Origin of the sequence: Pseudomonas sp. ChxA, from assembly GCF_030263855.1 — a bacterium.
Lineage (GTDB): Bacteria > Pseudomonadota > Gammaproteobacteria > Pseudomonadales > Pseudomonadaceae > Aquipseudomonas > Aquipseudomonas fluorescens_CB.
Genome location: NZ_JARPMK010000001.1, coordinates 23524 through 37677 on the forward strand (window position 1 = coordinate 23524; position 14154 = coordinate 37677).

14 protein-coding genes are annotated in these 14154 nt (G+C 60.4%); 10 read left to right on the top strand and 4 right to left on the bottom strand.

The window, feature by feature from the left end:
- Positions 1-140 precede the first annotated feature (140 nt).
- The 4 genes from coxB to P5706_RS00125 all read left to right on the top strand — a co-directional run bounded on the left by coxB (position 141) and on the right by P5706_RS00125 (position 4529).
- Entirely contained in the window at positions 141-1268 is a 1128-nt protein-coding gene (gene coxB, locus P5706_RS00110; protein WP_285678266.1) for a cytochrome c oxidase subunit II, read from the top strand.
- 58 nt (positions 1269-1326) lie between these two features.
- A complete protein-coding gene (gene ctaD / locus P5706_RS00115) occupies positions 1327-2910 on the top strand; it encodes a cytochrome c oxidase subunit I (protein WP_017137901.1) in 1584 nt (527 codons plus the stop codon).
- Positions 2911-3054: 144 nt separating this feature from the next.
- Positions 3055-3606, top strand: coding sequence for a cytochrome c oxidase assembly protein (locus P5706_RS00120; RefSeq protein ID WP_026013768.1), 552 nt, complete (start codon positions 3055-3057; stop codon positions 3604-3606).
- Positions 3607-3641: 35 nt separating this feature from the next.
- On the top strand, positions 3642-4529 hold the full coding sequence (locus tag P5706_RS00125) for a cytochrome c oxidase subunit 3 (RefSeq protein ID WP_017137899.1): 888 nt from the start codon (positions 3642-3644) through the stop codon (positions 4527-4529).
- 6 nt (positions 4530-4535) lie between these two features.
- Here P5706_RS00125 and P5706_RS00130 read toward each other — a convergent pair whose 3' ends face one another.
- Positions 4536-4739, bottom strand: coding sequence for a twin transmembrane helix small protein (locus P5706_RS00130; protein WP_016969525.1), 204 nt, complete (start codon positions 4737-4739; stop codon positions 4536-4538).
- A gap of 43 nt (positions 4740-4782) precedes the next feature.
- Here P5706_RS00130 and P5706_RS00135 point away from each other — a divergent pair, with 43 nt between their 5' ends.
- From P5706_RS00135 to P5706_RS00155, 5 genes are read left to right on the top strand one after another with little or no spacing between them, the layout of a single operon-like run.
- A complete protein-coding gene (locus P5706_RS00135) occupies positions 4783-5547 on the top strand; it encodes an SURF1 family protein (RefSeq protein WP_200430968.1) in 765 nt (254 codons plus the stop codon).
- Entirely contained in the window at positions 5513-6097 is a 585-nt protein-coding gene (locus tag P5706_RS00140; RefSeq protein ID WP_285678268.1) for a PA_0111/PP_0108 family redox-active disulfide protein, read from the top strand. Before P5706_RS00135 ends, P5706_RS00140 begins: the two co-directional genes overlap by 35 nt.
- A gap of 10 nt (positions 6098-6107) precedes the next feature.
- A complete protein-coding gene (locus P5706_RS00145; protein ID WP_017137895.1) occupies positions 6108-7187 on the top strand; it encodes a COX15/CtaA family protein in 1080 nt (359 codons plus the stop codon).
- Positions 7175-8074 (top strand): heme o synthase, encoded by a 900-nt coding sequence (gene cyoE, locus P5706_RS00150; RefSeq protein WP_065931975.1) that lies wholly within the window; start codon positions 7175-7177, stop codon positions 8072-8074. The genes P5706_RS00145 and cyoE overlap by 13 nt, the downstream gene beginning before the upstream one ends.
- A complete protein-coding gene (locus tag P5706_RS00155) occupies positions 8071-8706 on the top strand; it encodes an SCO family protein (RefSeq protein WP_056861000.1) in 636 nt (211 codons plus the stop codon). Before cyoE ends, P5706_RS00155 begins: the two co-directional genes overlap by 4 nt.
- A gap of 531 nt (positions 8707-9237) precedes the next feature.
- Here P5706_RS00155 and P5706_RS00160 read toward each other — a convergent pair.
- Genes P5706_RS00160 through P5706_RS00170 form a run of 3 tightly spaced genes read right to left on the bottom strand, consistent with a single transcriptional unit; the run spans position 9238 to position 11743 of the window.
- Entirely contained in the window at positions 9238-10011 is a 774-nt protein-coding gene (locus P5706_RS00160; protein WP_065902797.1) for a MetQ/NlpA family ABC transporter substrate-binding protein, read from the bottom strand.
- Between the two features lie 50 nt (positions 10012-10061).
- Positions 10062-10736 (bottom strand): methionine ABC transporter permease, encoded by a 675-nt coding sequence (locus tag P5706_RS00165; protein WP_099488106.1) that lies wholly within the window; start codon positions 10734-10736, stop codon positions 10062-10064.
- On the bottom strand, positions 10736-11743 hold the full coding sequence (locus P5706_RS00170; RefSeq protein WP_200430965.1) for a methionine ABC transporter ATP-binding protein: 1008 nt from the start codon (positions 11741-11743) through the stop codon (positions 10736-10738). Before P5706_RS00170 ends, P5706_RS00165 begins: the two co-directional genes overlap by 1 nt.
- 266 nt (positions 11744-12009) lie before the next feature.
- Here P5706_RS00170 and katE point away from each other — a divergent pair, with 266 nt between their 5' ends.
- Positions 12010-14151 (top strand): catalase HPII, encoded by a 2142-nt coding sequence (gene katE, locus P5706_RS00175; RefSeq protein ID WP_285678270.1) that lies wholly within the window; start codon positions 12010-12012, stop codon positions 14149-14151.
- Positions 14152-14154 lie beyond the last annotated feature (3 nt).

Consider the following 14154-nt stretch of genomic DNA (forward strand, 5'->3'; position numbering starts at 1 on the left):
CGGGTTTGTACGCAATTAGCTGATGACGCCCAACTGCATGACGCAGGCAAGGCTTGGCGGTTGTAAGCAGTATGGAAGCCGCTCCCTTCGCCGCAGGTGCAAACCGGCGGGATAACAAGAAACATAAAGGGGAACCCGCAATGACGCGACATCCACACGTTTGGATGGGCCTACTGTTGTGGTCAGTATTCGGCCAGGCGCACGCCGCCTGGACAACGAATATGGCGCCAGGGGCTACTGAAGTCAGTCACGCCGTGTTTGACCTGCACATGACCATTTTCTGGATCTGTGTGGTGATCGGCATCGTCGTGTTTGGCGCGATTTTCTGGTCGATGATCCTGCACCGGCGCTCCACGGGCCAGGTGGCGGCCAAGTTCCACGAGAGCACGACCGTGGAAATCCTCTGGACCGTGGTGCCCTTGCTGATCCTGGTGGCCATGGCCATTCCGGCGACCAAAACCCTGATCAACATTTACGACAGCAGTGAGTCGGATATCGATATCCAGGTCACCGGCTATCAGTGGAAGTGGCACTACAAATACCTGGGCCAGGACGTGGAGTTCTTCAGCAACCTGGCCACACCCGCCGAGCAGATCCATAACCAGGCCACCAAGGGCGAGCACTACTTGCTCGAAGTCGACCAGCCGCTGGTGCTGCCGGTGGGCGCCAAGGTGCGCTTTCTGGTGACGGCCGCCGACGTGATCCACTCCTGGTGGGTGCCGGCCTTTGCGGTCAAGCGCGATGCGATCCCCGGCTTCGTCAACGAGGCCTGGACCCGGGTCGAGAAGCCCGGCATCTACCGTGGCCAGTGCGCCGAACTGTGCGGCAAAGACCACGGCTTCATGCCGATTGTGGTCGAGGTCAAATCCAAGGCCGACTACGACACCTGGCTGGGCGAGCGCAAAGCAGAGGCCGCCAAGCTCAAGGAGCTGACGTCCAAAGAGTGGACGCTGGATGAGTTGGTGGCGCGTGGCGACAAGGTTTACCACACCACCTGCGTGGCCTGTCACCAGGCCGAAGGCCAGGGCTTGCCGCCGATGTTCCCGGCACTCAAAGGCTCGCCGATTGCTACCGGGCCTAAGGAAGATCACTTGCACCGCGTGTACTTCGGCAAGCCCGGCACCGCCATGGCGGCGTTCGGCAAACAGCTGTCGGAAGTCGATATCGCCGCCGTGGTCACCTACGAACGCAACGCCTGGGGCAACAACAAAGGCGACATGGTCACGCCCAAAGACGTGCTGGCTCTGAAACAGGCGGAAAGCAAATGATGGCCTCAACTGCGTATGCCCTGAACCGCACAGCCCATTCCTTTGCAGGAGAACGGCCATGAGCACTGTGATCGACCATGGTCATGCCGACCATGCCCATGGCCCCGCCAAAGGCTTGATGCGCTGGGTGCTGACCACCAACCACAAAGACATCGGCACGATGTACCTGTGGTTCGCCTTCACCATGTTTCTGCTCGGCGGCTCGTTCGCCATGGTGATCCGCGCCGAGCTGTTCCAGCCCGGCCTGCAGATTGTGCAGCCGGCGTTCTTCAACCAGATGACCACCATGCACGGCCTGATCATGGTGTTTGGCGCGGTGATGCCGGCATTCGTCGGCCTGGCCAACTGGATGATCCCGCTGATGATCGGCGCGCCGGACATGGCCTTGCCGCGCATGAACAACTTCAGTTTCTGGCTATTGCCGGCAGCGTTCCTGCTGCTGGTCTCGACGTTATTCACGCCGGGCGGCGGGCCGAATTTCGGCTGGACTTTCTACGCCCCGCTCTCCACCACCTACGCGCCGGAAAGCGTGACGTTTTTCATCTTTGCCATTCACCTGATGGGCATCAGCTCGATCATGGGCGCGATCAACGTGGTCGCCACCATTCTCAACCTGCGCGCGCCCGGCATGACCTTGATGAAAATGCCGCTGTTCGTGTGGACCTGGCTGATCACCGCCTTCCTGCTGATCGCGGTGATGCCGGTGCTGGCCGGTTGCGTGACCATGATGCTGATGGACATTCACTTCGGCACCAGCTTCTTCAGTGCGGCCGGTGGCGGTGACCCGGTGCTGTTCCAGCATGTGTTCTGGTTCTTCGGCCACCCCGAGGTGTACATCATGATCCTGCCGGCGTTTGGCGCCGTCAGCTCGATCATCCCGACCTTCTCGCGCAAGCCGCTGTTCGGCTACACCTCAATGGTTTACGCCACGGCGAGCATCGCGTTTCTGTCGTTCATCGTGTGGGCGCACCACATGTTCGTGGTAGGCATTCCGTTGGTGGGGGAGCTGTTCTTCATGTACGCCACGCTGCTGATCGCAGTGCCCACGGGGGTGAAGGTGTTCAACTGGGTGAGCACCATGTGGCAAGGCTCGCTGACTTTCGAGACGCCGATGTTGTTTGCCGTGGCTTTTGTGATTCTGTTCACCATCGGCGGTTTCTCCGGGCTGATGCTGGCGATTGCCCCGGCAGACTTCCAGTACCACGACACCTACTTTGTGGTGGCGCACTTCCATTACGTACTGGTGCCCGGCGCGATCTTCGGCATCTTCGCTTCGGCCTACTACTGGCTGCCGAAATGGACCGGCCACATGTACGACGAAACCCTGGGCAAGCTGCACTTCTGGCTGTCTTTTGTGGGCATGAACATGGCGTTCTTCCCGATGCACTTTGTCGGCCTGGCCGGCATGCCGCGCCGGGTGCCGGACTACAACCTGCAGTTCGCCGACTTCAACATGGTTTCCTCGATCGGCGCGTTCATGTTTGGCGCTACGCAGATCTTCTTCCTGTTTATCGTGATCAAGTGCATCCGTGGCGGCCCACCGGCGCCGGCCAAGCCGTGGGATGGCGCCGAAGGCCTGGAATGGAGCATCCCCTCGCCCGCGCCGTACCACACGTTTACGACGCCGCCGGAGGTCAAGTGAACGCCTTGATGCAGGTCGACTCGGTGTCCTGTGGGAGCTGGCTTGCCTGCGATAGCGGTGTTTCAGGCACAGAATGTATTGCCTGCCTGGGCCTCATCGCAGGCAAGCCAGCTCCCACAGAAAAACCAGAAGCGGGTGAGCGCCATGCTTGAATCCGTCCCCATCAAGCGCCTGGTCACTCGCCTGCTGATCCTGGTAGTGGCCATGTTCGCCTTCGGCTTCGCCCTGGTGCCGATCTACGACGTGATGTGCAAGGCGTTCGGCATTAACGGCAAGACTGCCGGGCAGTACGAAGGCGAGCAGGTGGTGGACCCCACGCGCCAAGTGCGCGTGCAATTCATGTCCACCAATGCCATCGACATGGTGTGGGAATTCCACTCCAAGGCCGATGAGGTCGTGGTCAACCCTGGCGCTGTCACCGAGATGCTGTTCGTGGCCTACAACCCCACAGATAAACCCATGACCGCCCAGGCCGTGCCGAGCATTTCCCCGGCCGAAGCGGCGATGTATTTCCACAAGACCGAATGTTTTTGCTTCACCCAGCAAGTGCTGCAGCCAGGTCAGCGCATAGAAATGCCCGTGCGCTTTATCGTCGATCGCGCCATGCCCAAGGATGTGAAGCATTTGACCCTGGCATACACGCTGTTTGACATCACTGCGCGTCAACCGCCGGTGGCCGTCCATACCGGCGGCTAGCTACTGTTTGCCCCCTCAATCAGGAGAGCGAATACATGTCGTCTCATGATACGTACTACGTACCAGCGCAAAGCAAATGGCCAATAATTGCTACGTTTGGCATGTTGATCACGGTGTACGGCCTGGCCGTGTGGTTCAACGACCTGAAGGCGGCGCGCCCGGAATCCCACGGCCCGTGGATCTTTTTCGTCGGCGGGCTGTTGCTGGCCTACATGCTGTTCGGCTGGTTCGGCGCGGTCATCAAGGAAAGCCGCGCGGGTTTGTACAGCCCGCAGATGGATCGCTCGTTTCGCTGGGGCATGACCTGGTTCATCTTTTCCGAGGTGATGTTCTTTATCGCGTTCTTCGGCGCGCTGTTTTATGTGCGGCATATGTCCGCGCCATGGCTGGCGGGTGAAGGCTCCAAGGGCGTCGCGCATATGCTGTGGCCGAACTTCGAATTTGCCTGGCCGTTGCTCAACAACCCCGACCCGAAAATGTACCCGCCGCCCGAAGGCACCATCAGCCCGTGGGGCTTGCCGCTGGTGAATACGATCTTGCTGGTCAGCTCCAGCGTGACCATCACCATTGCCCACCACGCGTTGCGCAAGGGCCATCGCGGCGCGCTGAAAATCTGGCTGGCGCTCACGGTGCTGCTGGGTTGGGCCTTTTTGGGCTTTCAGGCTGAGGAGTACATGCACGCTTACAAAGAGCTGGGCCTGACCCTTGGCTCGGGCGTGTACGGCGCGACCTTCTTCATGCTCACCGGCTTTCACGGCGCCCACGTGACCATCGGCACCATCATTCTGTTCGTGATGCTGATGCGCATCCTCAAGGGGCACTTCAACGCCGAGCACCAGTTCGGTTTTGAGGCGGCCAGTTGGTATTGGCACTTTGTGGATGTGGTGTGGATTGGCCTGTTTTTCTTCGTTTATGTGCTGTGAGGCGTTTTACCACGGTGCATGAGAGACCAGCTGGCCACTGAAAAAGCCCCAGGCGATCAAGCCCACGGTGATCGCGGCCAGTACAACACGCACGGTCAAGGCAGTGACGAGGCGGTTGGAGTTGCCCTCGTCCTTGACCAGAAAGAACAAGCCACTGAACAGGCTCACGACAGTCGCGATCAGCATCAGGGCAATGGCTGCTTTGAGCATGGTCAGGTTCCATTCGGATGGGCGGGCAATGAAAAGGCGGGCAATGAAAACAAGTATAGCCAGCGCCATAAAAGACTTTCGCCCAGGGCTCGCTCCCACGCTGGTGGTGTTGGTATTGCTGCCGCTGATGGTGGGCCTGGGGTTCTGGCAACTGGCTCGCGGGCATGAAAAACAGCTGTTGGTGGACAGCTATGCCGAACGGCGTGTGGCTGAGCCGGTCAGCAGCGTGCAGCTCGAGGGCATGGCTGACCCGGCCTTTCGCCGGGTGCGCCTGCGCGGCCAGTTCGATGCTGAGCACAGCGTGCTGCTCGACAACCGCATGCGCGACGGCAAGGCCGGTGTTGAACTGTTGCAGCCCTTTCACGACCAGGCCAGCGGCGAATGGCTGTTGCTCAATCGCGGCTGGTTGCCGTGGCCGGACCGGCGCACGCCGCCCGTGTTCACCACGCCTGAACAACCTCTGAATCTGGATGCCTGGGTGTACATCGCGCCTGGCGAAACCTTCCAACTGCACGCCGACCCCGCCACCACGCAATGGCCGCGCTTGCTGACTGCGCTGCATCCCGCCGCGCTCTGGGCGGAGTTGGGCCGCAGCGGTTTTGCCTTTGAGCTGCGCGCCGAGCCTGGCCCTGGAACCTACGACACGACCTGGCCGGTGGTCGCCATGGGCCCGGAAAAACACCTGGGCTACGCCGTGCAGTGGTTCGCCATGGCACTGGCGTTGCTGGCGCTTTACCTCTACCTCGGATGGCATAACAAAAAGGAGAAACCCCATGGGAGCGGCCATGAATCCACCCAGCACGTCTGAGGCGCCCGACCGGCGCAAAGGCCGCTGGCAGCTGATTCTGATCCTGATGATGGTGATCGGCCCGATGGCGCTGGCCACCTTTATGTACAAGTTGCAGTTCTGGGTGCCCGACAGCCGCAGTTACCACGGCGAGATGATCGGCAACGGCCAGACCCGCGCCGACATCGGCGTGCAGGCCGATGAAGATCGCTGGCAGCTGTTGGTCACTGCGCCCACCGCCTGCGCCGCCGAGTGCCAGCAACTGGTGTACCTGGCGCGGCAACTGCAAATCAGCCTGGGTCGGGATGCCTCCCGCGCCAGCCATGCCCTGGCCGGCGCGCAACCGGTGAGCAGCGATTACGACGCCAAGCTCAAGGCCGAATACCCGCAACTGCAGCGCTACCCGCTGGACCTGACCACCTTCAGTAAAAACGCCGCCGCGCCGGGTGAGGCGCAACTGTGGATCGTCGACCCGCACGGCAACCTGGTGCTGCGCTATGACGCCAAGGTCAAGGGCAAGGACTTGCTCAACGACCTGCGCCTGCTGCTGAAACTGTCGAACATCGGATAAGGGCATCGTCATGGCCAAACCTGGATTTCGCCTCGCGTTGTTTGCCACCTTACTGGCGCTGCTGGTCGTGCTACTCGGCGCCTACACGCGGCTGACCCACGCCGGCCTCGGCTGCCCGGACTGGCCCGGCTGCTACGGGTTTATCAGCGTGCCGCAAAGCGAAGCCCAGCTGGCGCATGCCGAGCTGCATTTTCCCGATACTCCGGTAGAGGCCGACAAGGGCTGGGCCGAGATGACGCATCGCTACTTCGCCGGCACCTTGGGCTTGCTGATCGTGCTGCTGGCCGCACGCTCGTGGAGCCATCGGCGTGATCCGGGGCAGCCAGTGAAACTGCCGCTGTTTGTGTTGGCGGTGGTGTTTGCCCAGGCGGCGTTCGGTATGTGGACGGTGACGCTCAAGCTGTGGCCGCAAGTGGTCACGGGGCATTTGCTTGGCGGTTTTGCCACATTGAGCCTGCTGTTTTTGCTGACCTTGCGCCTGTCCGGCGTGTTGCCCGCATTGATCGTGCCCAAGCGCCTGCAATATTGGGCCACGGCTGGGTTGGTGCTGGTGATCGGGCAGATTGCGCTGGGTGGTTGGGTCAGTTCCAACTACGCGGCCGTGGCCTGTGTCGACTTGCCGACGTGCCATGGCGAATGGTGGCCGGCGGCGGACTTTGCCAACGGGTTTCACCTCACCCAGCATATCGGCCCCAATTACCTCGGTGGCCAGCTCGACAGTGAAGCGCGCACGGCCATCCACCTGACCCATCGCATCGGCGCGGTGCTGGTGACGCTGGTGCTGCTGGGCCTTGCCTGGCAATTGCGCGCAGTGGGCATGACGCGGCTGGCGGGCCTGCTGCTGATCGCCCTCGCGGCGCAAATCTGCCTGGGCGTGAGCAATGTGGCGTTCGGCTTGCCGCTGCCGGTGGCGGTCGGGCACAACGCAGGCGGGGCGGGTTTATTGCTGACGCTGGTGCTGGTCAATTACCACGCCCGTACCAGCCTGGTCCGGGTACGCAATCAGCTGCCGTTTGGCTGGCGTTTTATCCCGCGCAAACACGTGTCGGGCCTCATCACCCTTAAAGGAGAGATGCCATGGCGACCTTGATCGGCGCGCGTCACGATCAGGCGATCTGGCGCGATTACCTGGAGCTGACCAAGCCGAAAGTGGTGGTGCTGATGCTCATCACGTCCTTGGTGGGCATGTTCCTGGCGACCCGCGCCGGGGTGCCGTGGACGGTGCTGGTGTTCGGCAATTTGGGTATTGCCCTGTGTGCCGGTGGTGCGGCAGCGGTTAACCATGTGGTGGATCGGCGCATCGATGCGGTGATGGCGCGCACGCATAAACGGCCGTTGGCAGAAGGGCGCGTGTCACCCGTGGCGGCATTGGCGTTTGCATTGTTTCTGGCTGTTGCAGGTTTGGCCTTGTTGCTGGCGTTCACCAACCCGTTGGCGGCCTGGCTCACGTTGGCCTCATTGCTGGGTTACGCGGTGATCTACACCGGCTTTCTCAAGCGTGCCACGCCACAAAATATCGTTATCGGCGGCCTGGCCGGTGCTGCGCCACCGCTGCTCGGCTGGGTCGCGGTTACCGGGCATGTCAGCGCCGAGCCGCTGCTGCTGGTGCTGATCATCTTCGCCTGGACCCCGCCGCACTTCTGGGCCCTGGCCATTCACCGCAAGGAGGAATACGCCAAGGCCGATATCCCGATGTTGCCGGTCACCCACGGCGAGCACTACACCAAGGTGCATATCCTGCTCTACACCTTCGCCCTGCTGGCGGTGAGCTTCATGCCCTATGTGATCCATATGAGCGGCCTGTTGTACCTGGCGTGTGCGCTGGTATTGGGCGGGCGCTTTCTGCAATGGGCCTGGGTGCTGTACCGTGGCAGCAAGCCGCACGCGGCGATCAACACCTTCAAGTACTCTATCTGGTACTTGCTGCTGCTGTTTATCGCGCTGCTCGTCGACCACTACCTATTGTTGAACCTATGACTCGAACTCAAAAAACCGTCTTTATCCTGGTGGCCATCGTCGCGTTGATCATGGGCCTGACCGTTAACAAAGTGCTCAGCGGCAAAGGCCAGGGCGACCCTACTGCACTGATCGACGCCGGCATTATCCTGCTGCCGCAAAGCCGCCAGCTGCCGCCGGTGACCATGACCAATCAGGACGGCCAGCCGGTGGTGGTCAACGAGTTGAAAGGAAAATGGAGCCTGCTGTTCTTCGGTTACACCTTCTGCCCGGACATCTGCCCGACCACCCTCGCGCAACTGCGCCAGATCAAGAGCGAATTGCCTAAAGAGGCGGTGGATAAGTTGCAGGTGATTCTGGTCAGCGTCGACCCCAACCGCGACACGCCGACCCAGCTCAAGCAGTACCTGGGCTACTTCGACCCGCAATTCGAAGGCCTGACCGGCGCGAATGTGGAGGATGTGCAGAAGGTTTCGAACGCGGTGAGCATTCCGTTTATTCCGGCCGATACCAGTAAGCCCAACTACACCGTGGACCACAGCGGCAACCTGGCGTTGATCGGCCCGGACGGCACGCAGCGTGGGTTTATTCGTGCGCCGTTGAATAATCAAAAGCTGGTGGCGCAGTTGCCGGGTTTGCTACAGCGCAAATAAGCCGGTCACCACCCCAGCAAACAACACAAATCACCTGTGGGAGCTGGCTTGCCTGCGATAGCGGTGGACCAGCTTGCATCTCAGTTGCTGACCCGCCGCTATCGCAGGCAAGCCAGCTCCCACAGTGGTTTTGTGCAAGGGTTGAACGTCGAGTCAGAACTCAAGATCTTTCAATCAACACAAAACAAATGTGGGAGCGGGCTTGCTCGCGAATGCGCAGTGTCAGTCGACTAATAAGTGACTGAACCACCGCCTTCGCGAGCAAGCCCGCTCCCACATTTTTTGATCGTTCCCACGCTCTGCATGGGAATGCCTCCTGTGACGCTCTGCGTCGCGACCTCAACAGCGGGACGCAGAGCGTCCCGGGCTGCATTCCCACGCGGAGCGTGGGAACGATCACTAACAACACAAAGCAAATGTGGGAGCTGGCTTGCCTGCGATAGCGGCAGGCCAGTCAACATCTTCAGTGACTGACACTCTGCTATCGCGGGCAAGCCCGCTCCCACATTAGGTTTACGGCGTAGCTCTGGATCAGAACGCCGGCAGAATCGCGCCTTTGTACTTCTCAAGAATGAACGCTTTCACTTCAGGCGTGTGCAGGGCTGCAACCAGCTTCTTCACGGCGTCCGAATCTTTGTTGTCTTCGCGGGTCACCAGGATGTTCACGTAAGGCGAGTCGTTGCCTTCGATCACCAGCGCATCCTTGGATGGGTCCAGCTTGGCTTCCAGGGCGTAGTTGGTGTTGATCAGCGCAAGGTCGACCTGGGTCAGCACGCGTGGCAGCGTGGCAGCTTCCAGTTCGCGGAATTTCAGGTTTTTCGGGTTGGCGGTGATGTCCTTGATGGTCGACAGGATGTTGGTCGGGTCCTTCAGGGTGATCAGGTTGTGCTTGGCCAGCAGCAGCAGGGCGCGGCCGCCGTTGGTGGCGTCGTTCGGGATCACGACATTGGCGCCGCTTGGCAGGTCTTCCAGCTTTTTGTACTTGCTGGAGTAAGCGCCCAGGGGTTCCAGGTGTACCGCGCCAACGCTCACCAGGTGAGTGCCCTTGGCTTTGTTGAACTCATCCAGGTAAGGCTGGTGCTGGAAGAAGTTGGCGTCCAGACGCTTCTCAGCCACTTGTACGTTTGGCTGCACGTAGTCGGTGAAGACTTTGACCTGCAGGTCCACGCCTTCTTTGGCGAGTGCAGGCTTCACGAATTCGAGGATTTCCGCGTGGGGCACCGGCGATGCAGCGACTGTAATAGTCTCGGCAGCATGGGCAGAAAACGCGGCAACGGCGGCGAAAGCAACCAGTAGTTTTTTCATCCAACAAGCTCCTTGTTCGGGCATGTGCCGGCGGGGGCCGGCAATGGCCGTTATTTTCGAGAAAAATGCACCACCAGCTTGTCGCCGACGGTTTGCAGAATTTGCACCAGGATCAACAGCATCACCACGGTGACCACCATCACATCGGTCTGGAAACGCTGATAACCGAAGCGGATCGCCAGGTCACCCAAGCCACCGGCACCCACCACACCGGCCATGGCCGTGTAGGAAACCAGTGTAATAGCCGTCACCGTAATCGCCGCGAAAATGCCAGGGCGAGCTTCGGGCAGCAGCGCGTTGGTGATGATCTGACGCGTGCTGGCGCCCATGGACTGCGTGGCCTCGATGATGCCGCGGTCCACTTCACGCAAGGCCGTTTCCACCAGGCGCGCGAAGAACGGCGTCGCACCTACCACCAGCGGCGGGATCGCGCCGGCCACCCCCAGCGAAGTGCCGGTGATGAGTACGGTGAACGGGATCATCACAATCAGCAGGATGATGAACGGCAGCGAACGCAGGATGTTCACGATCAGCGACAGCAGCGCGTACAGGCCTTTTTGTTCAAACAGCTGGCGCGGGCTGGTCAGGAACAACAGCACGCCCAACGGCAGGCCCAGCACCACGGTGAAGAACAGCGAACCGAACAGCATGGTCATGGTGTCGCCGGTTGCCAGCCAGATTTCGGACCAGTCGATATTGGCGAAGAAACTCAACAGGACTTCCATTAGCGCAGAACCTCCATGTGGACGTCTGCCGCAGTAAAGCGGGCGAAGGCGGCGTCCATATCCCCACCGGTCACGGCGAGGGTCAGTTGCCCGTAGGGGGTATCTTTAATGTGGTCGATACGACCGGCAAGGATGCTGTAGTCCACTCCCGTTTCGCGGGCGACGGTCCCCAGCAATGGCGCGTAGGTCGCTTCGCCCTGGAACGTCAGGCGCACGATGCGGCCTGGCACATGGGCAAACACATCATGCTGCTCGCCCTCGTCGACTTGCTCGGCTTCTTGCACGAAACGCTTGGTGGTCGGGTGCTTGGGGTGCAGGAACACCTCGGCCACCGAGCCTTGCTCGACGATCACGCCGGCGTCCATCACCGCAACTTGGTCGCACACGCGGCGGATCACGTCCATTTCATGGGTGATCAGTACGATGGTCAGCTTCAACTCGCGGTTGATCTCGGCCAACAATTTGAGCACCGAGGCGGTGGTCTGCGGGTCGAGGGCGCTGGTGGCTTCGTCGCACAGCAGAATCTTTGGCTTGGTCGCCAGGGCGCGGGCGATGCCGACGCGCTGTTTCTGGCCGCCGGACAACTGTGCCGGGTACTTCTTGGCATGGTCCGACAGGCCCACGCGGGCGAGCAGTTCAGCCACGCGCAGGTCGATGTCTTTACGCGACAACTCGCCGGCCAGGGTCAGTGGCAACGCCACGTTGTCGGCGACGGTCTTGGACGCCAGCAGGTTGAAGTGCTGGAAGATCATGCCGACTTGCTGGCGAAAACGGCGCAGGCCGTTGGCGTCCAGGGCGGTGACTTCTTCACCGTCGACGTTGATCTGACCGCCGCTCGGCTGTTCCAGGCGATTGATCAGGCGCAGCAGGGTACTTTTACCCGCACCGGAGTGGCCAATCAGGCCGAACACCTGGCCGTTTTCGACGCGCAGGCTGGTGGGGTGCAGGGCGGGGATTTCCTTACCGGCGACGCGGTAGGTTTTATGGACGTTATGAAACTCGATCACGTAGCGAACCTTGTGGGGCGCATTGAAAAGGGATCAGCGGTTAGCCGGGCGCGCATTTTAGCCTGTCCGTATAGCGTTTCTTAGCATTTATTTCGCATTCAACCAGCGATTTGGCAATAACGCGATCAAAGGTCATAAAAAAGGAACGGCTAAAAACCCCATCAGTCACTACTTAAGCAACGCGATTTCCTCAGGTGCCGTGCCTGGGGTTTTGCTCAAACGAGCCGGGGACCGCTCTGGCCACTTTGATTAAGGAGTTTTGCCTGATGAGTACCAAGAAGCCAGCCACCCCGCCTAAGAGTGAGCTTGCGGGCACCGATACCCTGGACCGTGGCAACACCAACGCCAAGCTGCAGGCCCTGGAAGAGTTTCGCTCCGATGCGACCGGCCAGGCGCTGCGCACCAACCAGGGCGTAAAGATTTCCGACAACCAGAACACCCTTAAAGTCGGCGCCCGTGGCCCCTCGCTGCTGGAAGACTTCATCATGCGTGAAAAAATCACGCACTTTGACCATGAGCGTATCCCGGAGCGCATCGTGCATGCCCGTGGCACCGGTGCCCATGGTTATTTCCAGACGTATCAGAACCATTCGGCGCTGAGCAAGGCTGGTTTCCTGCGTAACCCGGAGCATAAAACCCCGGTGTTCGTACGCTTCTCCACCGTGCAAGGCCCGCGTGGTTCGGGCGATACCGTGCGTGACGTGCGCGGCTTTGCGGTGAAGTTCTTCACCGACGAAGGCAACTTCGACCTGGTGGGCAACAACATGCCGATCTTCTTTATCCAGGATGCGATCAAGTTTCCGGACTTTGTGCATGCGGTAAAACCTGAGCCGCATAACGAGATTCCTACCGGCGGCTCGGCCCACGATACGTTCTGGGATTTCGTCTCGTTGCAGCCGGAATCGGCACATATGGTGCTGTGGGCCATGTCTGACCGCGCCATTCCGAAAAGCCTGCGCTCCATGCAGGGTTTTGGTATTCACACCTTCCGGTTGATCAATACCGAAGGTAAGTCCAGCTTCGTTAAATTCCACTGGCACCCGAAAGTCGGCACCTGCTCGCTGGTGTGGGACGAAGCGCAAAAGCTTGCAGGTAAAGACACCGATCACCACCGTCGCGATCTGTGGGAAGCGATTGAGGGCGGTGATTACCCTGAGTGGGAATTGGGCGTGCAAATCGTTGCCGAAGAGGACGAACACAAGTTCGACTTCGACCTGCTCGATCCGACCAAGATCATCCCCGAAGAGCTGGTGCCGATTACGCCGCTGGGCAAAATGGTGCTCAACCGCAACCCGGACAACTTCTTTGCCGAGGTCGAACAGGTCGCCTTTTGCCCAGGCCATATCGTGCCGGGTATCGACTTCACCAACGACCCGCTGCTGCAAGGCCGTCTGTTTTCCTATACCGATACGCAGATCAGCCGACTTGGTGGCCCGAACTTCCATGAGCTGCCGATCAACCGGCCGGTTACGCCTTTCCACAACGGCCAGCGCGATGCTCAGCATCGCACGGTGATCGACATGGGCCGTGCAGCCTACGAGCCGAATTCGATTGATGGCGGTTGGCCAAAAGAAACGCCACCGGCTGCTCAGGATGGCGGGTTCGAGACTTATTACGAGCGCGTCGACGCCAACAAGGTGCGTGAGCGCAGTGAGTCGTTCGGCGACCATTTCTCGCAAGCCACGCTGTTTTTCCACAGCATGAGCCACCACGAGAAAGAGCACATCATCGCGGCCTACAGCTTCGAGTTGGGCAAGGTGGAGCGTGAGTTTATCCGCGCGCGTCAGGTCAACGAGATTCTGGCCAATATCGACCTGGAGCTGGCCAAGCGCGTGGCGCAGAACCTCGGCTTGCCGGCACCGACCAAAGGCACCGTACCGTCACGCAAGACGTCGCTGAAAGAGTCGCCAGCGTTGAGCCAGGTGAACCTGCTGTCGGGCGACATCAAAACACGCAAAGTCGCAATTCTTGCGGCTAACGGTGTGGACGGTGCGGCGATTGCGGCGCTGAAGAAGGCGCTGGCCGCCGAAGGTGCGCATGCCAAGGTGCTGGGGCCGACGTCGGCACCGGTGAAGACTGCGGATGGCAAGAGCCTGCCGGTGGATGCGTCGATGGAAGGCATGCCGTCGGTGGCGTTTGATGCGGTGTTCGTGCCGGGCGGTAAAGAGTCGATCAAGGCCTTGAGCGGCGATGGCGTGGCGTTGCACTTCGTGTTGGAGGCGTACAAGCACTTGAAGGCGATTGCGGTTGCCAGTGAGGCCAAGCCGTTGCTGGATCAGCTCAAGCTGGAGGCAGATGCGGGGTTGATCGTTGGCGCGGATGCCAAGGCGTTCAAGGCATTCTTTGCGGCGATTGCGCAGCATCGGGTGTGGGCGCGGGAGCCTAAGGCCAAGGCGATTCCAGCTTAAGAA